At 73.1% G+C, this 20998-nt stretch carries 17 protein-coding genes; 3 read left to right on the plus strand and 14 right to left on the minus strand.

Going from position 1 to position 20998, the window contains the following annotated elements; genetic code table 11:
* Positions 1 to 50 precede the first annotated feature (50 nt).
* Entirely contained in the window at positions 51 to 1202 is a 1152-nt protein-coding gene (locus tag ACFYL4_RS05705; protein ID WP_387516715.1) for a sporulation protein, read from the plus strand.
* 146 nt (positions 1203 to 1348) lie between these two features.
* Here the strand turns inward: ACFYL4_RS05705 and ACFYL4_RS05710 are convergent, their stop codons facing one another.
* The 14 genes from ACFYL4_RS05710 to ACFYL4_RS05775 all read right to left on the minus strand — a co-directional run bounded on the left by ACFYL4_RS05710 (position 1349) and on the right by ACFYL4_RS05775 (position 19435).
* Entirely contained in the window at positions 1349 to 3166 is a 1818-nt protein-coding gene (locus ACFYL4_RS05710) for an acyl-CoA dehydrogenase (protein ID WP_357762613.1), read from the minus strand.
* Between the two features lie 161 nt (positions 3167 to 3327).
* Positions 3328 to 5016, minus strand: a complete 1689-nt coding sequence (locus ACFYL4_RS05715; RefSeq protein ID WP_387516717.1) for a thiopeptide-type bacteriocin biosynthesis protein — start codon at positions 5014 to 5016, stop codon at positions 3328 to 3330.
* Positions 5013 to 6719: a hypothetical protein gene (locus ACFYL4_RS05720; protein ID WP_387516719.1), complete on the minus strand. Its 1707-nt coding sequence runs from the start codon at positions 6717 to 6719 to the stop codon at positions 5013 to 5015. Before ACFYL4_RS05720 ends, ACFYL4_RS05715 begins: the two co-directional genes overlap by 4 nt.
* Entirely contained in the window at positions 6671 to 8512 is a 1842-nt protein-coding gene (locus tag ACFYL4_RS05725; RefSeq protein ID WP_387516721.1) for a TOMM precursor leader peptide-binding protein, read from the minus strand. The genes ACFYL4_RS05720 and ACFYL4_RS05725 overlap by 49 nt, the downstream gene beginning before the upstream one ends.
* The gene (locus ACFYL4_RS05730) at positions 8509 to 10365 is read right to left on the minus strand and encodes a hypothetical protein (RefSeq protein WP_387516723.1); all 1857 of its coding nucleotides are present in this window, start codon (positions 10363 to 10365) and stop codon (positions 8509 to 8511) included. The genes ACFYL4_RS05725 and ACFYL4_RS05730 overlap by 4 nt, the downstream gene beginning before the upstream one ends.
* Entirely contained in the window at positions 10358 to 11506 is a 1149-nt protein-coding gene (locus ACFYL4_RS05735; RefSeq protein ID WP_387516725.1) for a hypothetical protein, read from the minus strand. The genes ACFYL4_RS05730 and ACFYL4_RS05735 overlap by 8 nt, the downstream gene beginning before the upstream one ends.
* On the minus strand, positions 11503 to 14151 hold the full coding sequence (locus ACFYL4_RS05740) for a lantibiotic dehydratase (RefSeq protein WP_387516727.1): 2649 nt from the start codon (positions 14149 to 14151) through the stop codon (positions 11503 to 11505). Before ACFYL4_RS05740 ends, ACFYL4_RS05735 begins: the two co-directional genes overlap by 4 nt.
* The gene (locus ACFYL4_RS05745) at positions 14148 to 15038 is read right to left on the minus strand and encodes an ABC transporter permease (RefSeq protein WP_387516729.1); all 891 of its coding nucleotides are present in this window, start codon (positions 15036 to 15038) and stop codon (positions 14148 to 14150) included. Before ACFYL4_RS05745 ends, ACFYL4_RS05740 begins: the two co-directional genes overlap by 4 nt.
* Entirely contained in the window at positions 15035 to 15952 is a 918-nt protein-coding gene (locus ACFYL4_RS05750) for an ABC transporter ATP-binding protein (RefSeq protein WP_357762590.1), read from the minus strand. Before ACFYL4_RS05750 ends, ACFYL4_RS05745 begins: the two co-directional genes overlap by 4 nt.
* Before the next feature lie 87 nt (positions 15953 to 16039).
* Entirely contained in the window at positions 16040 to 16222 is a 183-nt protein-coding gene (locus ACFYL4_RS05755) for a thiazolylpeptide-type bacteriocin (RefSeq protein ID WP_049566824.1), read from the minus strand.
* Between the two features lie 129 nt (positions 16223 to 16351).
* Positions 16352 to 16534 (minus strand): thiazolylpeptide-type bacteriocin, encoded by a 183-nt coding sequence (locus ACFYL4_RS05760; RefSeq protein ID WP_017590578.1) that lies wholly within the window; start codon positions 16532 to 16534, stop codon positions 16352 to 16354.
* Between the two features lie 211 nt (positions 16535 to 16745).
* Positions 16746 to 17786: a hypothetical protein gene (locus ACFYL4_RS05765; protein ID WP_387516732.1), complete on the minus strand. Its 1041-nt coding sequence runs from the start codon at positions 17784 to 17786 to the stop codon at positions 16746 to 16748.
* Between the two features lie 151 nt (positions 17787 to 17937).
* Positions 17938 to 18627 carry a DedA family protein gene (locus ACFYL4_RS05770; protein WP_387516734.1) on the minus strand — a complete coding sequence of 230 codons (690 nt, stop codon included), beginning with the start codon at positions 18625 to 18627 and terminating at the stop codon, positions 17938 to 17940.
* Between the two features lie 196 nt (positions 18628 to 18823).
* On the minus strand, positions 18824 to 19435 hold the full coding sequence (locus ACFYL4_RS05775; protein WP_387516736.1) for a TetR/AcrR family transcriptional regulator: 612 nt from the start codon (positions 19433 to 19435) through the stop codon (positions 18824 to 18826).
* 120 nt (positions 19436 to 19555) lie between these two features.
* Here ACFYL4_RS05775 and ACFYL4_RS05780 point away from each other — a divergent pair, with 120 nt between their 5' ends.
* Positions 19556 to 20188, plus strand: coding sequence for an NAD(P)H-dependent oxidoreductase (locus ACFYL4_RS05780; RefSeq protein ID WP_357762577.1), 633 nt, complete (start codon positions 19556 to 19558; stop codon positions 20186 to 20188).
* Between the two features lie 116 nt (positions 20189 to 20304).
* A complete protein-coding gene (locus ACFYL4_RS05785) occupies positions 20305 to 20907 on the plus strand; it encodes a suppressor of fused domain protein (RefSeq protein ID WP_357762574.1) in 603 nt (200 codons plus the stop codon).
* Positions 20908 to 20998 lie beyond the last annotated feature (91 nt).

Genomic DNA, 20998 nt, shown 5'->3' on the forward strand with positions numbered 1-20998 from the left:
GACCTCGTGGGGCGAGACCCTGTTCCCCAAGCCCGTGGACGGGCCGACGGGTGACCCTGTCCGAGATCGGTCTGGCCGCCGCCGAACCGATTGACGATCATGTGGGGCTGGCCTTCCCACGATCACTATCCGCCGCCCTCCAGACGGCGGGTACCTTCTGGAGCAGCATGGACCGCCGTCACTTCCTCACCGCCACCGCCTTCAGCGCCGCCGCCTTCGGCCCGCCCACCCTGCGTTGGCTCTCCCAGAACACCGACGACGCCTCCGCCCACACCGGTGGGCGGCGTATCGGCCGCGCCGACATCACGGAGTTGAGCGAACTCGCGGAGCAGGCCCGTCACACCGACTCCCGATTCGGGGGCGCCAGCGCCGGGGTGTCGGCGGTCGCGGTGTGCCTGCGTGACGTGGCCTCGCCCATGCTCGGCGGCACCTACACCGATGCCGTCGGCAAGGAGCTGTTCGCCGCCACCGCGGTGCTGGGGCGCCTGGCCGGGTGGGCCGACTTCGACGCCGGCCACCACCCCCGTGCCCAACGCCAGTTCATCCAGGCGCTAAGGATGTCGCGAGCCGCCGGAGACGTCGCCTTGGGCGGCTACGTCCTCTCGTGCATGGCGTTGCAGGCGTGCCTGCGCGACTACCACGACGACGCCCTGGACATGATCGACGCCGCCACCTCCGCCACCCGGCACAGTCCGCCCCGGGTGCGAGCGTTCCTCTACCTCGTCGAGGCCCGCGTGCACGCTCGTGCCCGGTCTCCGAAAGCGGCGGGCCAGGCGCTGGCCGTCTCCGAACGGCTGCTGGAGCGGGCCGACTCCCGCACCGGGGACGATCCGACCTGGATCGACTTCCACACCCGGGCCCGCCTGGCGGCCGACGCCGTGGAGATCCACCGTGACCTCGGCCGCCCCGCCGAGGCGTTGCGGTGGAACGAGGAGGCGACCATGCCCGCCGACCGGTTCGCCCGCTCCTACGGCATCCGTATGGCCGTGGTCTCCTCCGCGCACGTCCAGGCCCGGGATCTGGAGGCCGCCCTGCCCGCCGCGCACACCAGCGTGGACATCCTCGGTCGCGTGGCCAGCCAGCGGGCCCGGGACTATCTGGACGACCTGGTCGGCCGGTTCGCGCCGTGGCGGTCGGAACCCGAGGTACGGCTCCTGACGGACCGTGTCGGTTCGGGCGCCTCCCCGAGCACCCAGAGGTAGGGCGGGGGCCGCCGGGCGCGTTCCCTCTTGCCTTGTCCTCTCGCGCGCGGGCGCGCGCGAGAGGTGACGGAGGGAGCCGGGCCGCCCCGGAACAAGGAGAAGGGGCGGGACGATGGCTCGTCCCGCCCCTCACCCGCTTCGGAAGCCTAGAAGGCCTCTTCGGGGACCTCCATGAGACCCAGGTTCACGTTCTGGGCGATCTTCAGCTCCGACTCCACGCGCGGCAGGAACTGCTCGGCGAAGAAGCGCGCGGCGGCGATCTTGCCGGTGTAGAAGTTCTTGTCGTCGTCGCTGGCGCCGTCGACGCTGTTCAGCGCGATCTCGGCCTGGCGGAGCAGCAGCCAGGCGAGCACGACGTCACCGAAGGCGAACAGCAGGCGGACGGAGTTCAGGCCGACCTTGTACAGCTCGCGGGAGTCCTCGGCGGAACCCATCGCGTGGCCGACCATGATCTCGACGATCTTCTCGACCTGGCCGAGGGCGCCCAGCAGGAGCGCGCGCTCCTCCTTGAGCTGGCCGTTGCCCGCCTCGCTCTCGGCGAAGGCCTTGATCTCGGCGGACAGCGTGCCGATGGCCTGGCCGCCGTTCTTCACGATCTTGCGGAAGAAGAAGTCCTGGGCCTGGATCGCCGTGGTGCCCTCGTACAGCGTGTCGATCTTGGCGTCACGGATGTACTGCTCGATCGGGTACTCCTGGAGGAACCCGGAGCCACCGAGGGTCTGGAGGGACTCGGCGAGCAGCGCGTAGGAGCGCTCCGAGCCCACGCCCTTGACGATGGGCAGCAGGAGGTCGTTCATGGCCTCCAGCGCGGTGGCGTCCTCGCCCTTGGCGTGGGCGATCTGGATCGCGTCCTGCTGGGTGGCGGTGAACAGGACCAGCGAGCGCATGGCCTCCACGTACGCCTTCTGCGTCATGAGGCTGCGGCGCACGTCCGGGTGGTGCGTGATGGTGACCTTGGGGGAGTCCTTGGCGCCGGCGAGGTCGTTGCCCTGCACGCGGTTCTTGGCGTACTCCAGGGCGTTGAGGTAGCCCGTGGACAGGGTGGCGATCGCCTTGGTGCCGACCATCATGCGCGCGTACTCGATGACGAGGAACATCTGGCGGATGCCGTCGTGCTTGTCGCCGACGAGGTAGCCGATGGCGGGGTGCTTGTCGCCGAAGGTCAGCTCACAGGTGGTGGAGGCCTTGAGCCCCATCTTGTGCTCGACGTTGGTGACGTAGGCGCCGTTGCGCTCGCCGAGGGAGCCGTCCTCGTTCACCAGGTACTTCGGCACGAGGTAGAGCGAGAGGCCCTTGGTGCCGGGGCCGGCGCCCTCGGGGCGGGCCAGCACCAGGTGGAAGATGTTCTCGGTCATGTCCTGCTCGGCCGAGGTGATGAAGCGCTTCACGCCCTCGATGTGCCAGGTGCCGTCGCCCTGGTCGGTGGCCTTGGTGCGGCCCGCGCCGACGTCCGAACCGGCGTCCGGCTCGGTGAGCACCATGGTGGCGCCCCAGCCGTTCTCGATGGCCTGCTCGGCGAACTTCTTCTGCGCCTCGTTGCCCTCGGAGTGCAGGATGCTCGCGAAGCCGGGACCGGCCGAGTACATGTGGATGGAGGGGTTGGAGCCCAGGATCAGCTCGGCGGCCGACCACACCAGGGAGCGGGGGGCGCCGAGGCCGCCCAGTTCCTGGGGCAGGTCGAGGTTGTACCAGCCGGCGTCCATGTAGGCCTGGTAGGACTTCTTGAGGCTCTCGGGGAGGGCGACGGTGTTGGTCTTGGGGTCGAAGACCGGCGGGTTGCGGTCGGCGTCCTCGAAGGACTCCGCGATGACACCGGTGGCGAGACGGTTGATCTCGTCCAGGATGGTGCGCGCGGTCTCCTCGTCCAGCTCCTCGAAGGGGCCCTGGCCCAGGACGTCCTGGCGCCGGAACAGCTCGAAGAGGTTGAACTCGATGTCGCGCAGGTTGCTCTTGTAATGCGTCATGGACAGCTCCGCTGTGTCCCTGGCCGCGGTGTCTGTACACGCGGATCTACCGACTAGTAACAAGTCAATGTTACTACCCAGTAGATGAAGATGCCAGTGGCGGTAGACACTTGTGGCCCCAGGGTCAGGTCAAGGAAGCGGCCTCGCAGGTCAAGAGGGGTTCATGTGCCCAACGGGACCAGAGTCAGCACCGTCCGGTCGACCCCGTCCAGGTGGAGCAGCGCGTTGGCCGCGTCGTCGGCGAACCCCGACACCACCAGTGAGCGCAGGCCCAGCGCCGCCGCGCACAGCGTCAGGTTCTGCGCCACGTGCCCGCACTCCTGGAGCAGCAGCCGCAGCGCCCGCTGACCGTATCCCTGGCGCAGGCGTCCCACGTCCCCCACCAGGAACACCAGGGCGCCCGCCGTCGAGGCCACCACCCCCGGACGGCCGTCCGCGTGCTCACGGAGGAACGGAGAGAGCTCGGTCAGCCGGTCGGCTTCCGGCGGCCCGTCCGCCCGGAGGAGCCGATGCCCCTCCGGCTGGTACCGGTACACCCCCGGTTCCAGGCCCGCCACGTGCCGGGCCACCACCCACACCTCGGTCGGGTAGGCCGCCCCCGGTGAGGGGTGCGTGCGCGGCGGCGCGTGCCGACCGGGCTGGTCGGCGCGGGCCCGGCTGATCCCGGCGCCGTGCCCGAGCAGAGCGGACAGGTCGGCCAGCTCCAGGTGCGAGCCCAGGTCCCCGTGGTCGCTGTTGCGCTCGGCCAGCACCCGGTCGAGCGGCGCGTCGAGCGGTCCGGGCTCGGGCAGCGCCACCTCCGGAGCCTCCGAGGCGCCCTCCCGCACCCCCTCCGCCGGAACCTCGCGGGGCAGGTGCGCGCCCCCCATGGTGTCCGGCAGGTACTTGCTGGCCTCGAGGTAGGCGCGGTCGGGCGCGCCCACCCCGGGCTCGAAGTAGTCGCCCGGGGGCTCCCAGCGGGGGTAGGCCAGCGAGAGCAGCCAGGCGATGCGCCGCTCGTCGTCGATGTCCAGCCCGAGCCGGTTGTGCGTCATGTGCAGCAACGACCACACGATCCGGTCCAGCCCGTTGGCCAGGCCCTCCTGGACGCCGATCCGGCGCAGGCGGGCGATGGTCTCCCGCAGGGCGCGGTCCCACAGGTGGTGGGTGGAGGCGCCCTCGCCGGACACCAGCCGCTCCACCTGCGGGCGCCGTTGCAACCACCGGGAGGGCGCCGCGTGGAACAGCCGCTCCGCCTCCGCGCGCGCCTGGGTGCCGCCGCGCGCCACCTCGGCCGAGTAGTCCCAGGTGGCGTAGTACCCGCGGGCCTGCCGCACCGCCGTCACGTCGTCGAAGCCCAGGGCCCCGAAGGCGAGCGAGGTGAGGTCGACCGCGACCACCCGCCTCTGGTGGCGCTGGGGAGCGGACCGCAGCACGGCCAGCGCGATCCGGGTACTCGTGGCGAAGAAGTCCTCACAGGCCTCCAGCGCGCTCGGGCCGCCGTAACGCTCGGTCTCGGGCTCGTACACGGCGTCCACCACGTCGCCGTCGGCGTGCCACCGGGACGGGTCGGCCTGCGGGAGGTCGGCGTAGTAGGCGGCGCTGTCCAGGTCGAGGGCGGCCGCGGAGGTCTCCTTGGCCCGTTCCCGCATGAGGCCGGCGAACTCCGTGACCGCGTCCGGGTCGGCGTCCAGGAACCTGGCCCGCAGGTGGGGGCCGCCGTCCCAGTAGCGGAGGAAGAACCAGGAGGCCGCCCGCCCCGAGGACACCAGCCGTTCGGCCTCGGGGGCCAGGTGCTCCAGCAGGAAGGCGTCGATGTCGGCGCTGCTGCGGTGCAGGTACACGTACACGGCGGACCAGGTGCGGGTCATGGGGTCTCCGGGGCGGCGTCGACGGGGGTGTCCATGTAGGTGCCGCGCTCGGCGCGCACCCACAGCTGGTAGGCGGGGGTCTGGTCGGGGTGGAGGCCGAGGGCTCCGGCCCAGTCGGACTCGGAGTAGTTGCGCATGGGGCGGGCGCACAGGTCGGTGGCGGCCGCGCCGAGGCATCCCCACTGGGCGATCCACCCGAGGAGGACGTGCAGGGCGGTCTCGGCGTGGTCGGGTCCGAGGGCACGGGCCCAGGCGGGGAAGTCCACGGCGAGGGTGTAGCCGAGGGTGGCGGAGAAGTTGGTCTCACCGGTCCGGGGGACGGGAAGGGCGGGGCCCTCGGTGCCGTCGGGGAACAGTTCGCGCACGGCCCGGTCGTCGACGTGGTCGTCCTCCAGCACGTGCCGGTACAGCCGCAGCGCGCGGGGGCGGGGGAGGGTGTCGTGTACCGCGCGGAGCGCCCTGACCAGCCCGGCGGTGACGGTGGAGCCGTCGTGCGGGCTGACGTAGGCGCTGGTCACCAGGTTGGCGGTGGAGACCCCGCTGGTGCGTTCGTCCAGCCAGCGCCGCAGGCTCCGCCCGGCCGGGGCGACGGCGGTGACGATGTGTGCGGTGGCCTCGGGCGGGAGGGTCAGGCGCTTCGAGGGGCCGGAACCGGAGGGGAGCGGGGCGCCGGTGGGATTGGTGGGGCCCGAGATGGACATGGTCCCCGGGGTGTCTGAGGTCTCGGGATCGCTGTGGTCACCGGGGTCGGTGGGGCTGGTGGTGCTAGGGATGTCGGTGGTGCCAGAGTCGCCAGTGGTGCCGGTGAAGCCGCAGGGGAGCGGGGTCCCGGTGGGGCCGGTGCTGTTGGGGCTGCCCGCGTCTCCTGGGCGGGACCCGGTGGCGGGAGTGCCGACGGAGTCGGTGGCGGCCGGGGGGTCCAGGGTCACGGCGGCGACGGGGAGCATCCCCGAGGGCAGCAGCGGAGCCGCCTCCGCGCACGCCGGGTGCGCCGGGTCGGGCACGGTCGCGGCCCGCAGCCCGGCCCGCGTGAGCGTCAGCCCCAGCGCCGCCAGGAGGTGCCCGGCCTCCAGACGCGCCAAGGAGGGGCGCAACCTGCCGTACTCGGGCGGATACCGGTGCCGGTCCACCGCCACCACCAGGCGGGCCCCCTCCAGGTCGGCGGGCACACCCCCGCCTCCACACGGTTGGAGGGCGTGCGACTGCGGGTCCACCCGCAGGCACCACCCGCCCCCCTCCGGCGCCACCAGGAAGAGGTCCGCCCCGAACAGCCCCCGAGGGGACGGGTAGGCGCGGTGCACCGGATACCGGTCCGCTGGCGAGATCCTGCGGACCCGCACCGCCTCCACGCACGCGGCGAGCAGGCGCTCGCCCGGCGTCCACGCCCCGCCGAGCGCGGGACCGGCCGGGTCCAGGTCGCGCAGCGGCGCCAGCGCGGGCAGCGGCGGACGCCTCTGACCGGCGACCGCGCGAGCCAGTCCGTTCGACGGTCCGGTGCCGAAGAACAGCGTCTCGACCTGGGTGACGTCCTTGTCGTGGGACTGCGCGTGGAAGTGCGCGAGCGCGTCCCCGAACCTGTCCGCGCCTCCGAACCTGTCCGCGCCTCCGAACCTGTCCGCGCCTCCGGTCCCGTCCGTGCCTCCGGTCCCGCCCGTCACGGGAACGGGTGCGGTGCCGGGTACGTCCTGCCGGGCGCTTCCCATGGAACCCCTCCCTCGAACAGTTCGGACGCCCGGGACAGCCGCTCCAGGGAGCGGGTGCGGCGGTGCGTGTGGCCGAAGGTCATCGGCAGGGCCCCGGGCACGATCACCTTGACCGCCCGGGTGCCGGAGGCCGCCGTGTAGGGGGCGCTGCTCTGGTCGACGACGACCACGTCCAGCCCGAGCCCGTGCGCCACCGCCAGCCGCTCGCGCAGCACCGCGGCCAGGTCGGTTCCGGCGAACGACCGGGGCCGGTCGGCGGTGAGCCGGTCCAGGGACACGCTGCCGCCGGGGTGTTCCAGGAACTCCCACATCGGGCGGGCCTCCCACAGCCCGTGCAGGCCGGTGTGGTCCTCCAGGGTGCGGACCAGGGTCGGGTCGTCGAGCATGGGTCGGCACCGCTCCACCGACACGGACGGCCGCATCCGCACCCACTTGGGGTACATCAGCGCGTTGGTGGCGGTCTCCTCCACGGCCGCCATGAGCGCGCGGCGCGGGTCGAGGTGGGTGCCGGTGGCCAGGCTGAGCGCGGGCGCCCGGCCCTCCCGGACCGCCTCCTCGGGGGCGGTGACCGTCGCCAGGACGGTGGGGACGCCCAGGTCGGAGGTGAGGTCGAACAGGCGCAGGGTGAGGCCGCGCTCAGTGAGCAGGTCGGTGAGGTGGGCGAGGTCGGGGTCGTCGGCCCCCTCGATGACGCGCAGCCGGGTGCGCGAGTACCAGGCGAGCAGGAACGCGTCCCGCTCCACCACCTCGAACAGCCCGTACAGCGCCGCTTCGGCGAGGGTGCCGCCCACGGCGCAGCCGTTGGACGACTCGTAGAGGAACCGCTCCGAGGGGCGGCCCGCGTGCCAGTACGCGACGTGTTCGGGGACCAGCACGCGCCGCCGCTCCCGCGTGGACCACCCCCACACCCAGGTGGTGGGGGTGTGGGGGGTGTAGGGCACGGGGTCGAACGCCGGGTGCCCGTACCACTCGGGTTCGTGCAGGCCGAGGCTGGCGGGGTCGACGGCGTCGTCGGCGACCTCCGCGTAGGAGCCGTGGACGGTGGCGGCGCCGGTCAGCCGCCGTCCCCCGGTCACCCGCTCCACCCCTTCCAGGAAGGCGGGGACCTCGCTGGCGGTGAAGCGGGTGGATCGCCCGTACCCGCCCTCCCGGGTGGCGCGTCCCGGAGCGACGGTCTCGGCGGTCATGAGGGCCAGGGGTGACTCCTCGTCGCGGTAGACGTGCGCGACGGGGCCGAACCGGAAGTCCAGCAGCCGGTCGCGGAGGACGTCGCGGTCCATGGCGCGGGTGCGCAGGGCGTCCCCGACCACCGGCTGCGGGGTGCCGGGGTCGAGGGTGTCCCCGGGGTCGGTGACCGCGAGCCCCCCGCACTCGGGGAAGCAGTGGTCGCAGCCCGGGTGGGGGACGATCCGGTGCCGGGTCACCTCGCCGGTGCGGCAGTCCAGCGCCACCAGGCGCAGGCGCAGTCCGGCGGGGTCGGTGGCGGCGGACAGGGCGGTGAACGCGTCCGCCCACAGGGCGGGGAGGCCGTCCGGCGCGGGGGCGGCGGGGGCGAGCTCGCCCTCCGTGTCGGCGCGCCAGAGCCCGGCGCACCGGGCACAGCCGGTGCCGCCGTCCGGGGTCCACGGGCCAAGGACGGCCAGGGAGCCGCTCATCGCGGAGTGCAGGACTCCGCCCGCGACGCGTGTGGTGTGCGGCTGGTCGAGGGTGGCGCCGAGCGGCGTGCCGAGCGGTGTGCCGAGCGCGGTGCCGACCGGGGCGGGCCGGTGGGGGGAGGAGGGGGAGGAGGTCACGTCCACGAGGCCACCGCCGCGTGCACGCCGAGGTCGCGCCAGGCGTCGGCGCCGCCGGGCGCCTCCACCCGCATGGTCCCGGTCTCCAGGGCCCACCGCGCCAGCGCCGGAGTGCCGGTGGCGGCGGGCGCGAGGGTGGCGCCGGGGGCCTCCTCGGACAGCCGGACCCGGGCGACCGCGAGGAGGAGGGCCTCCTCCGCACAGGCGGCGGGGTCGGGCGCGGTGCCGGTGCCGAGCGGGCCGGAGGCGGTGTCCACGAGCGCCCGCCAGATCCCCGTTCCGTCGAGTTCCTGGAACGTCAGTCGGGCCGCCACCCCGGACCGCAGGGTGAGCGCGGCCCACAACCGACGGGCGGTGGGGGAGAGGGACGGGGGGTCCACGTCCTTCCAGCGCTCGTCGGGGGTGCGGTGGAGGAGGTCGCCCACGGCCGCGCCGATCGCGGCCGCGTTCGTGAGCCCGAGCCCCAAACCGAGCCCGTGCCCCGGCCCGTCCGTTCCGGTGGCCGTGAACCCGTGCCCGTGCCCGAGCCCGTGCCACTCCGGTCCGGTGGCCGTGAGTCCGACCGTCCGCCGGTCACCGTGTCCGGCCCGTGAACGGGTCTCCGGCGTTCCGAAGCCGTCCGCGTCGTCCGCGTGCCGCGCGCCGTCGACCGGCCGCCCCCCAGCGATCGCCCGGGCCTCCCCCGAGTCCGTACCGGTGCCCGCCTTCCCCCACACGACCTCGTGCAGGGCGTTGACCAGCGCGTTCTCGCGGGCGAGCGCCGTGGTCAGCCCGTACCCCGCGTACCGGCCCGACCGGGCCAACCCCACGGGGAGCTGTGTCAGCTCCCCGGGGGCCGGTGCGCCGACCGCGCCGAACACCCGGTCCCACAGGTGGGTGAGGGCGTCCAAGCGGTCGGGGATCTCCAGCGGTTCCGCCGGTGCGAACTCCTCGGGCGGCGGCGCGGGCAGGGCCCGCCGCGCGTCCGGGGCCAGGGGGTCGGCCATGAGCAGCGTGTGGGGTTCGCTGACCAGCTCGTCCGTGGTCACCATGAACTCGGGCCCGACTCCGAGCTCCGGCAGGGACTCCGGGGCGGAGACGGATCGCGCCACCTGGGCGACCATGGCCAGGGCCAGCTGGGCGGCGACCAGGCTCCGGGTCACCGCCAGGGCGGCCGGGTCGGGTTCCCCGTGGTCGGCGCCCGCGTCCCTTCCGGCGAACCAGGCGCGCAACCGCCCCGACAGGTCCGGGGTGCCCGGACGGTCGCGGGGCCCGGTCAGCCAGAGGCCGTCACCGGCGGCGACGACGTGTTCGGAGGGCTCGGCCCCCGCACCGCTCCCGTCCGCGCCCTCGGCGAGCGCGAGTCGGGCGGTGAGCAGGACCGGCTCCTCGGGCTCGGGCCCGGTGTCCGCGTGCACCTCGCCGAACCCGGCACGGGCCAGCGCCCGCCGCACCTGGGCCTCCAGGAGCGGGCACGACGAACGCACCCGCACCACCCCGGTGCGCAGGGCGGCCAGCGCCGCGTAGGGCCGGTGGGTGACCGACTCCAGGTGCGGGTAGGCGGCCCGTTCGGCCTCGGTGAGGGTGTCGGGTTCGGGTTCGAGGTCGCGGAGGAAGCGGTGCTCCGCCAGCTGGTCGAGGATGCCCGCCAGAAACGGGCGCCCCGCCTCGGGGAAGCGTCCCAGCAGGTCGTCGCGGTGGAAACCGGCGCGCAGCGTGGGTTCCAGGGCCCGCCACACGGTCTCGGCCCGGGCGCCCCGGACCACGACGGCGGTGGCGCCCATGCTGAGCGCCACCCCCTCCGCCGCGAGTGACCGGGCCCGGACGGCGCTCTTGAGCCGTACCGGCGGGGTGGTCGCGGTGGTGTCAGGCATCGCCCACCCACGGAAGGGTCGGCCGCAGTTCGGGATCGGTGCTCTGGTGGTCGACGACCCGGCGGACCGTCTCCTCCCAGCCCTCGCCCACGACCTCCTGCGCGGCCTCGGTGAACAGGTACGCCACCGAGTACCGCTGGACCGGGGCGACCCCCATCAGCGGCAGCAGGTCGAAGAAGCAGTTGATGAGGAACCGGAACGCCGCGAACCCGTACCCGTCACCGAGCCGGGTGAAGTCGAGCTTGCGGAACTCCCGGTGGAAGTCGCTGTAGGAGCGGTCGTCGGAGCCGCTCCAGCGCACCCGCACGTCGTCGCCGAACTTCGCGGCCTGTTCCTGCCGTTCCGGGTGGGGGAAGGGCAGGATGTGGTCCTGGCGGGCGAGGGCGATCGCCTCGGGGAGCCACCGGTCCGCCCACGCGCCCCAGGCCAGCGCGTAGGGGTCGGTGCCGCCGCCCTCGTGCACCGCGCGCAGGGACTCCACGAGCCCCTCGCGCTGGGTGCGGTAGGCGGCGGCCAGCCGTTCCTGGGCGGTCCCGTTCGGGTCCGACCAGTGGAAGTACTCCTTCCAGTGGGACAGGAACGCCTGGTAGCCGGAGCGCAGACCCCACTCGGGGTAGCGGGTGGCGATGGCGCCCATCCCGGCGAAGACGTTGGCCGACACGGCGCGTTCGCCGCCGCGCCCGCCCGCCTGGTCGGCCACGCGGGTGAGGCCGTCGGTGAGCACCCGTCCCTTGAGGGCGACCGCCTCCGGGCCGCGCAGGAACGTGTCGACGGGGTCGCCGACCAGTCGCCGCGTGGTGTTGTCCGGCTCGACGGGGGAGTAGGGGCCCTCGACCAGCTCCAGTCGGCCCATGCGCTGGGAGAACGTCTCGTACTGTGCGGGGTCCAGCCGTCGCAGGGAGGGGTGGCGGGCCAGGAAGGCGCGCACGCCCTCCTCGGCCTCGGCCACGGCCGCCTCGACCGCGTCGGGCGCTCCGTCCGCGTAGAGCACGCAGTGCGGGCCGAGGCGCCAGTGCAGGTGCAGCCAGGCGGCGGTGACGCCCGCGCGCCCGGCGGCCGTGCGGGCCGCCGGTACGAGGCAGTCGCCGAGCAGGGCGGCCTTGTCGCTGTCGTGGTAGTTGACTCTGAGTCCGACGGTCACGGGGTCAGCCTCGCTTCGCCTGGGGGACGGGAAGGGGGTGTGGGGGCGGTGTGAGCCGGGCGCGGCACCGTGGAGAGTTCGAGGAAGAGCTCGCCCGCGTGGGTTCCGGCGGGGCCGCGCACCCGGTGGTGATCGGGCCCGGGGAGCATCTCCTCCACGAGCAGGGTGGGGCCCAGGTGGTCCAGGCGCTTGGCGGCGGTGCCGGTGTGCAGCCTGCTGAGGAAGTCCACGTGCTGGGGCTTGGGCGCCATGGCGCGTTCCAGCGGGCCGAGCCGGGCGCCCTGGAGGGGGCGCACGAACACCTGGTCGGGGATGCCCCGCAGCTCGCGGTCCACGTTCAACCGCCGGTGCAGCTGGGCGGGTGACTCCTCGGGCCTGGCGGAGAACTCGGCGGTGTCCATGCCCCACCTGCGGCGGAACAGGGTGAGTCCGCCGAAGCCGATCCTCGGTGTCCCGCCTCGGTACCCGTGGCGGGACCAGCGCTCGTGGAGGTCGATGGTGAGGTCGCCGAAGGAGAAGAACGGCGAGTCGGCGACCATCGCCACCAGCATCTCGTCGTAGGGCAGGGCGTGCGGTACGAGGAATCCGGTGTAGACGGGGTCGATCTCGCGGCCGTCCGCCCTGACCAGGCGCAGACCGTACGGGGTGTGCACCAGGGTGAGGTCGAGGGTGGAGGGCCCGGGGACCAGGGTGGGTTCGTCGCGCAGCGCCAGCTCCTCGTCGGCCAGCACGGGCGACAGGTTCGCGTTGAACCCCAGGGCGGACCGCATGTGCACGGTGTCGGCCCCCGGCGGCCCCAGCCGCCGCACGTGTGCGGCGACCCGCTCGCGGACCCGCTCCGGGAGGTGTCCGAGGAACCGGCTGAAGTAGCGGGCGCGGCCGCCGTACAGGTGGTTGACCACCAGCCCGTCCGGGACGACCTGGCCGAACACCGCGAAGGAGCGGCGGGCCGCGAACTCGCGGTCGGGGAGCATGGCGGCGACCTCGTCCACGACCCCGGGGTCGACCTCCACCCGTTCGCCGCCGGAGCGGCCAAGCTCCACGAGGTGGTCCACGGCGCGTTGGCGGGCGTCGAGCACCCGGGTGAGTTCGGGGTCGGCTCCGGCGAGGGCGGCGGGGGCACCGCCCATGAGTTCCTGCGTGAGGGGGAAGGCCGCCCGCGCGTGCTGGGCGAACCCCTCCAGGTCGGCGCAGCGTCCGCCCCGGCCGTAACGGGAGACGAACACCTGCTCCAGCGCCCCCGAGAGCACCCGCTGGTCGTCCAGGGCGAACAGCAGCGGCATGAGTCGGCCCAGGTCGGCCGACCAGGCCCGGGTGTTCTCGCGGGCCACGGGCACGCCCCGCGAGACCAGGCAGTCCTCCACCACGGGCGAGGTGGCCGAACCCTCCACGCCCACCGCCGCCGACCACAGGTTCTGTAGCCGCAGCACGTCGTGGGCGCGTCGCGCGCCGTCGGCCTCGGCGAACCCGGCCAGTACCTCCTCGGTCTCCTCGAAGGCGGTCGCCACCCGGGCGGCCGCCGCCCCGGGCAGGGTCCGGGCCAGCTGGTGCCAGTGCCGGGTGAAGTCGGGGGACTGCTCGGGTACGGGTGACCACGGCACCAGGACACCCACGCCGACGAGCTGGTCCAGGACGCCCATGGCGCGCTCGGCGCCGCAGCCGAGGTCGGCGGCGACGGCGTCGCGCAGCGCGTCGAGGCGCACCGGCGCGGTCGCCCGCTTCTCCAGGACCGAGACGAGGCGGTCCCAGCTCCCGTTCATCGGCAGCCGCACCTCCTCCTCTCCGAAGGCCTCCGCGCGTAGGCCGGGCGAGGGCGGCGCCCAGCGGCGGCGCCGCACCACGAGACGTTCTCCCTGGTCGGAGGCCTCACGGCGGGCCCCTCCGGTGAGCACCCACTCCAGGTGGAGGCGCGCCTCGGGGTCGGCGGCCAGCGCCCGCGCCGCCTGGCGGGGCAGCAGGCGCCGGAGCGCGGCGTGCGAGGACAGCTCCAGGGGCTGGTCGGCGTCTTCGGAGGCCGCGCCCTCCAACGGGGCGAAGTGCACGGCCGTGTACAGCGAGTACGGGCTGACCTTCACCGTCGACCGCGAGAAGTACCGGACCAGGGCCGCCTCGGCCTTGCGCATCCTCTTGTCCGGGGCGCCGTCGGTGGCGGCCCGGGCGGCCACGGCCCGGTGCAGGTCGGGGCTGGACAGCGCGGTGGCGCGGTCCACGCCCGGATCGCGCGCCCACGCGGCCAGGGCGGCCCGCTCGACCGCGAGTTCGGGCTCGTGCGCGGCGTCCACCAGCGCGGCGGCGTCGAGTGACGCCCGCCAGTGGTCGGCCCACGCGGACAGGAGGGGGACCTCCCCGGTGACCGGGTGGTCGTACAGGTCCCCGCGGGGCGGTCGGCGGTTGAACACGGCGCGCTTGGCGGCCAGCGCCGCGCTCCGGTGGGCGCCCAGCCCGGGAGCGGCCCGGTGTAGGGCGTCCAGCAGGTCCTCGCGCAGGTCCTCGCGGAGCCGTTCGAGCCGGGCGAGCTCGCGCAGCGCGGACGCCGTCGGCGCCCCGCCGCCCAACCTCCGGTAGGGATGGGGATTGACCCGGGACACCAGGTAGGGGCCCTCCACGACCTCGAAGGACCGTGAGGGTTCGTCGGGTGTGCTCACTCCCCGGTCCCCCCGGGTGCCGCGGAGGAGGCCTCGTCCTCGCCCTTGCCCTTGTTGCGGGTCGAGCCGAACCCGCGCGGTTCCCGCTCGGAGGCCCAACGGAACCAGCGCAGCGCCGCCACGGTGCCCAGCAGCGACCACGCCAGCAGCAGCGCGACCGCCGACCAGTCCCACACGGGGCCCGACTCGGACAGGGCGCCCTGCACGAGCAGGGTCAGCGGGCGGCCGGGCAACAGGTCCACGACCGCGCCCACGGTGTCACCGAGCGGCAGGATGACGAATCCGCCCGCGAGGAACGCCGTGGGGAAGAAGATGCCGTTCACCATGGGCACGGCGGCGTCGGCGTTGGGCGGCAGCAGGGAGGCGGCCGCGCCCAGCGGGGCCATGCACACGAAGCCGAGCAGCAGCGCCGTCAGCAGCTGCGGGAGCCGGGCAGGGTCGATGGTCACGCCCATGCCGAGCAGGCCGATCGCGGTCACCACGCCCAGCACGATCACGGCGGTGAGCAGGGTGTTCACCAAGTAGGCGCCCATCACCGTGGCCGGGCTGACCGGGGTGGTGCGGAACCGCTTGAACAGCCCGTGGTGGCGGCGGATGGCCAGGCCGATCGCGACGTTCGCGAAGGCCACGGACATCAGCGCGAACCCCAGGATGCCGCCGAAGCTCAGGTTGGCCTGGGTGACCTCGTGTTCGCCCACGAGCCGGATCTCGTCCGCCTGGGAGCGGAAGGCCAGCCCGAAGCCCACATAGAACATGACAGGCATGAGCACGATGAACGCGAGGGTGATGGGGGAGCGCCAGAACTCCTTGAGCTCGCCGTCCACGTGCAGCCAGAAGGACGACGGGCGGCGGGTGCCCCGCGCGCGTTCGGTTCCCGTGACGCTCATTCGCTCTTCCCCGCTTCCAGCACGCCGTTCTCCAACATCGCCACGTACGCGTCGTCCAGGCTGGGCGGCACGATCGTGAGGCCGCTGATCCGCGTCCCCTCGTCCCGGGCCCAGGCCTGTACGCGCTCCACCACCGCGTCCTGGTCGTCGGTGAGGATGCGGGCCCTGCCGTTGACCAGTTCGGCGCCCTCGGGGAGGCGTCCGTCCGTGCCCTCGGGCGGGGCGAACTCCACCACCGTGTACGCGGACGACCCCCGGACGAGGTCGTCGGGGGTGCCGGAGGCGATGAAGGAGCCGTCGCGGATGACGTCGACGCGGTCGGCGAGTTCCTGGACCTCGGTCAGGTCGTGGGAGGTCAGGACCACGGTCGTGCCGCTCTCGCGCAGCCCCGCCACCAGGCTGCGGATGCGGCGGCGTGAGACGGGGTCGAGCCCGGTGGTGGGCTCGTCGAGGAAGAGCAGTTCCGGGCGGCCGGTCAGCGCGAGCGCCAGGTCGAGGCGGCGCCGTTGGCCGTCCGAGAGGGACTTGACCAGGGCGGAGCGCTTCTCGGTGAGCTCCACCTGGGCGAGCGCCTCGTCCACGCCGAGCGGGTCGGGGTAGTAGGAGGCGTGGCGGCGCACGATGTCGCGCACCGACAGGCCCGGCTCCAGCATGGTCTGTTGCAGCACCACGCTCATGCGGGTGCGGAGCTCGGCGAAGTCGCGGCGGTTGCCGGGGTCGAGGCCGAGCACCTCCACCGTGCCGGAGGTGCGTCCCCGGTGGCCCTCCAGGATCTCGATCAGCGTCGTCTTGCCGGCCCCGTTGGGGCCGAGCAGCGCGGCGATCTGTCCGGCGGGCACGTGGTAGGAGATGCCGTGGAGCACCTCTCCCTTCCCGTAGTCCTTGGTGATGTCCGTGGCGTTGATCGCGTACACGTGCGGCCCTCGTCGTGCTTCTTCTGGGGTTCGGGGGCGGAAGGGGGAGGGGCGGCCCCGGCGAGAGGGCCGCCCCCGTTCAGCGGGTCAGCCGCACGAACCCGAGGAGCAGCAGCTGCTGGAGCCGCAGCACGAGGTGGAGGTGCAGGAGCTGGAGCCACTGGTGGCGCCGGTCTCCGGGACGGCGACCGCCTCGCGGACGCTCATCACCTCCATGTCGTCGAAGTTGAGGTCGGGCAGGTCGATCGTGGGGGTTTCCTGCAACGCCATCGGACACCTTCTTCTGGATGGGAGGGGGATGTTGGCGTGAAACGTTGACGCTTGCCCTTGCCGAATTCACGCTCTGAAATCATTCAGTCACACGCGTATTCCGGTGGCGGGGCTGTCCGGAGTACTCCGTCAGCCGCAGGAGCCACCGGAGCAGCAGCTGCTGGAGCCGCAGCACGAGGTGGAGGTGCAGGAGCTGGAGCCACTGGTGGCGCCGGTCTCCGGGACGGCGACCGCCTCGCGGACGCTCATCACCTCCATGTCGTCGAAGTTCAGCTCGGGCAGGTCGATCTCGGGTGCCGTCGAATGGGGCATTGTGGCCTCTTCGTTTGAATCTTCCTAGCGGGTCCCCCGGGCGGGAAAGAAAATAACATGCGATCTGACAGGGTAGATAGAGGTTGTATTGATCATTTTCCCTGGTGTGGCCACCGGTTCTCCTGCGCTTCACAGCGAAAACACCGGAAACAAGAATGGGCCCTGGTTCCCGAAGGAACCAGGGACCGAATTCCGCCGGTACGGAACGTGATCAGCAGGAGCCGCGCCCAGCGGTGGTGTCGCACAGACCCTGACCGTCGGTCCACGACAGCGCGGTCCGCGCGTTGCCCCCGAACGGCCGAGTGACGGTCACGTCGACCCCGTGCCCGGAGTCCGCGGCGAGCCACACGCGCACCTCGCTGACGCCGTCGCCCGAACCCGTCCTGAACACGTAGAACGGTGCCGGGACGGGGGACCGCCCGCTCTCCGGCCGGGTCCACCAGTTGGCACCCTCGGCGTTGGCGACGTCCACGAACAGGCAGTCGTACGACGCGCCCCGGAACTCACACGTGCGCGGTTGCGCGCCGCCGTGGCGCCCCACGCTCGGGTCCGAACCGATGCCGGTGTTCATCGCCCTCCAGTACGCGGTGTCACAGTCGCCGCCCGCGCAGGCGTTCCAGTCCGCCCACGCGGTGGCCCGGGCGGCGGGCGCCGTCGAGCCCCGGTTGATCGCCGCGCAGTACTTGTCCACGATGTAGGGCACCACGAAGTCCGACACCCAGACGGAGTCGATCGCCTCGCCCGCCGTGTTGTTCGTGCCGAGCCCGGCCGAGTCCATCTGCCACAGGCCGACGCCCGGGTTGAAGAACAGGCCCGCGCGCCCGGCGGGGTCGTACAGGCCGGACTGGTTGTCGTACCTCGACAGGGTCATCGGGGAGGGCGCCAGCGAGGAGCCCGCGGAGACCTCCGGCCACACGGGGGCCAGGGCCAGGGCGGTGGCGGACTCCGCCGTGATCGCGCAGGAGGCCCCGGCGGCCGCGCCCTCGGCGGCGTTCCGGGCGGCGGCGAGGGGTTGGGCGCCGAAGCTCAGCGGACCCGGCGGGATGGCGGTGTTGGCCAGCTTCTCCTCCACCGCCTCACGATCGGCCTCGGCGCGTTCGGCGGGGGTGTCGGCCGGGGTGGGGACGTACTCGACGACGTCGGGGGAGGGGGCGGCCAGGGCCGCCTGCGGGACGCTGATCAGCACGGCGGCGGTCAGGGCGGTGAGGGTGGTCAGGGCACGCCGAGCGAACGGCGGTCGGGGGGTCTTCACGTGTCCACCTCTGGAGCGGGTTCGAGGGGAGGGGCGATGCCGACCGGGGCACTGTCGGTGGTTTTCCAACACGGATTCTGACTCGGAGGAAAGTTACCTCCCGCTCCGTGCCCGGACAAGGGCCCCTGCGAACCCGTCCCGGACTCTCACCTCAACGCCAGGAGAGCGTGTCCTCCTCGTCGTCCGGGCGGGCCGACCCCGACCCCCGGCGGGTGCGACGGCGCTCCCGCACGCGCACCAGGACGAACCCGACGCAGACCACCGCCACCGCTGCCAGGACCAGCTTGGACCCGACACCGACGTACTCCTCCACCACGTGCCACTGCTCGCCCAGGTGGTAGCCGAGCAGGATGAACAGGGTGTTCCAGATCGTGCTGCCCACGGTGGTCAAAGCCAGGAAGACCGACAGGTTCATCCGCTCGATCCCCGCCGGGATCGAGATGAAGCTCCGGAACACCGGCACCATGCGGCCGAAGAACACGGCCTTGGTGCCGTGGCGCAGGAACCACGCCTCCGTGCGGTCGATGTCGGACACCTTCACCAGCGGAACGCGGCCGGCGAGCGCCCGGAACCGCTCCCGGCCCAGCCAGGCGCCCAGCCCGTACAGGATGATCGCGCCGGTCAGCGAGCCGACGGTGGCCCAGACGATCACCTCGGCCAACCCCAGGTCCCCCTGGGAGGCGGTGAACCCGGCCAACGGGAGGATCGCCTCGCTGGGGATCGGCGGGAAGAGGTTCTCCAGGGCGAGCGCCAGCGCCACCCCGGGGCCGCCCAGCGGCTCGATCAGGCCGACCACCCACCCCACGACGCCACCGGCCGTGGTCGGATCACTGGTGCTCACTCGGTGTCTCCCGTTCGGTCACACCCCGTCCTCCACCGAGGAAGGGGAGTCCACGCTACGGCGACTGTTGCAAGGTCCTCGTAAAGGCGTATCCCGTGCGGTCCGAACGGCGGGCGGCCGGGGATGAGCCTCCCCGGCCGACCGCTGACGGGCGTGCGGCGGGAGGCTTCTCCGGTCGGCCCCGCGGTGAGGGGGATCAGCGGCCGAGGACGCGCTCGACCAGGGTCCTCCAGCTGTCGGCCAGGTGGTCGCAGCCTTCCTCTCCGGCCGTTCCGGTGACGTCGTCGGTGCCCAGGTACAGCAGGAACGGCCCCTCCAGGGCCGCGGAGAGCTGGAGGGCCAGGCCGTCCGGGTGGGGGAGCGACGGCCTGACCTGGCGGAGCAGCATCCGAAAGTGCGGAGGGGTCATGCTCACGGTGGCGGGGGTCGGTGCGGATCGGTCCAGGCCCTCGCGGATGACGGCGTGGTTGCTCCTGAGCATCGCGAAGCGGGCCAGGCCGTAGGCGATCAGGCGTTCCTTGGGCTCGGCGCCGGGTCCCAGCGGCGGCGGTCCGTGCAGCACCGACTCCTGGAACCGCAGCTCGTCGTCGTGCATCACGGCCTGGAAGATGCCCGCGCGGGTGCCGAAGCGTCGGTAGACCGTCCCCTTGCCCAGCCCGGCGCGTTCCGCGAGGCCGTCCATGGTCACGTTCTCCGGCCCCTGCTCGTCGATCATCGCGCGGACCGTGCGCAGCAGGTGCTCGCGGTTGCGGGCCGCGTCGGCCCGTTCCGGGCGCGGCTTTCCGAAGGGGACCACTGGCACATCCACGGAGTCAATCTACCCCGGGAATACTAAGCGGGGGATAGTCCGTTTATGCTGTCGTCACACCGCGACACCGGGCACGCGTCCGGTCCGCGGTCCACCGAACCTTTGGGAGAAGTAGGCAACATGAACCTGTTCCGACTCGACGGCAGCATCTTCCCGTCCGTGTCCTCCAGCGCCGAGATCGCGGACCGTGCCGAGTCCGAGTGGACGACGGCGCACCCGGGCGGTGTCGTGAACCGCCGCCACCTGGGGACCGACCCCCTGCCCGCCGACGCCTGGGTCCAGGCCACCGTGGGCTCCGACACCCCCGAGGCCGAGCGCACCCCGGCCCAGAACGAGGCGCTGGCCCTGGCCGCCCGCCTGACCGGGGAACTGGAGGACGCCGACGCCGTGATCCTGGCCGTTCCGATGTACAACTACGGCGTCTCCCAGCACTTCAAGACCTGGGTCGACTTGGTCATCGCGGGTGCCGGGCCCACCAACCCGGTGCTGAAGGGGGTCCCCACCGCGCTGGTCACCACCGCCGGAGGCGGATACGGCCCTGGCTCCCCCCGTGAGGGCTGGGACCACTCCACGCCCTATCTGGAGCGGGTCGTCGGTGACCTCTGGCAGGCGGACCTCACCCTCATCAAGTGCGAGCTCACCCTGGCCGCCACCACTCCCGGGATGGAGGGCCTGCGGGACCTCGCGGAGCGGGAGCGCGCCAAGGCCCTCGACGCCGCGCGCGACACCGGTCGGGTGCTCGCGGGGGTCTGACCGGCGGCCGGGGGCGGCGCCACCACGCCGCCGCCCCCGCCTCGTCCGCCGGACGGCGCTGATTCGCGGCCGCATATTCTCTGAGGTGCACCGATCACGAACCTGGAGAGCACACGATGCTGGAACTGCTGCCCGGACTCACCCAGATCTACGAGGGGTGGGCGCAGCACTACCCGGACGTGCACCCGCTGACCATCCAGTTCCCCGCACGGGAGTCCGAGCAGGGCATCGACGGCGTGCTCGCCTACCCGATGGAGGGCCACTGGCTGCTGGTGACCTTCGGCCTCACCGAGCTGGGCGAGAAGACCAGCGAGGAGAAGCGGGTCTCCGGCGCGGGGTTCGAGTTCACCTGCCGCATCCCGCGAGCGGACGGCGACGAGACGGTGCCCGCGTGGATTCTGCGCGTGCTCCACGCGCTGGCCGACCAGTACGTCGCCGGAGCACAGCTCGACGTGGGCCACTGGATCGTCACCCGGTCCCCGCTCGGCGGGGAGAGCGCGAACGGCGACATGACCTCGCTCGCGATCGTGCCCGACGCCGACATGCGCATCCTGGACACCGACAACGGGCTGGTGCTGTTCTTCCAGGTCGTGGGGCTCAAGACCGAGGAGGGCGAGTACGCCCAGGAGGCCGACACCGTCGCGCCGATCATGGCGCTGCTGCGCGACCGCGACCCGAAGATGATCACCGACCCGAACCGCGAGACCATCCGCCTGTAGGCACCGGAGGGGCGGCGGAAGGGGGCGGTGAGCCTCGCGGCGGCGGCCGTCCGGGCGTCCCGTTCCACCGTGCCCCCACCCCCGCAGGAGG

It is taken from the genome of Nocardiopsis sp. NPDC006938 (genome assembly GCF_042869555.1).
Taxonomy (GTDB): Bacteria; Actinomycetota; Actinomycetes; order Streptosporangiales; family Streptosporangiaceae; genus Nocardiopsis.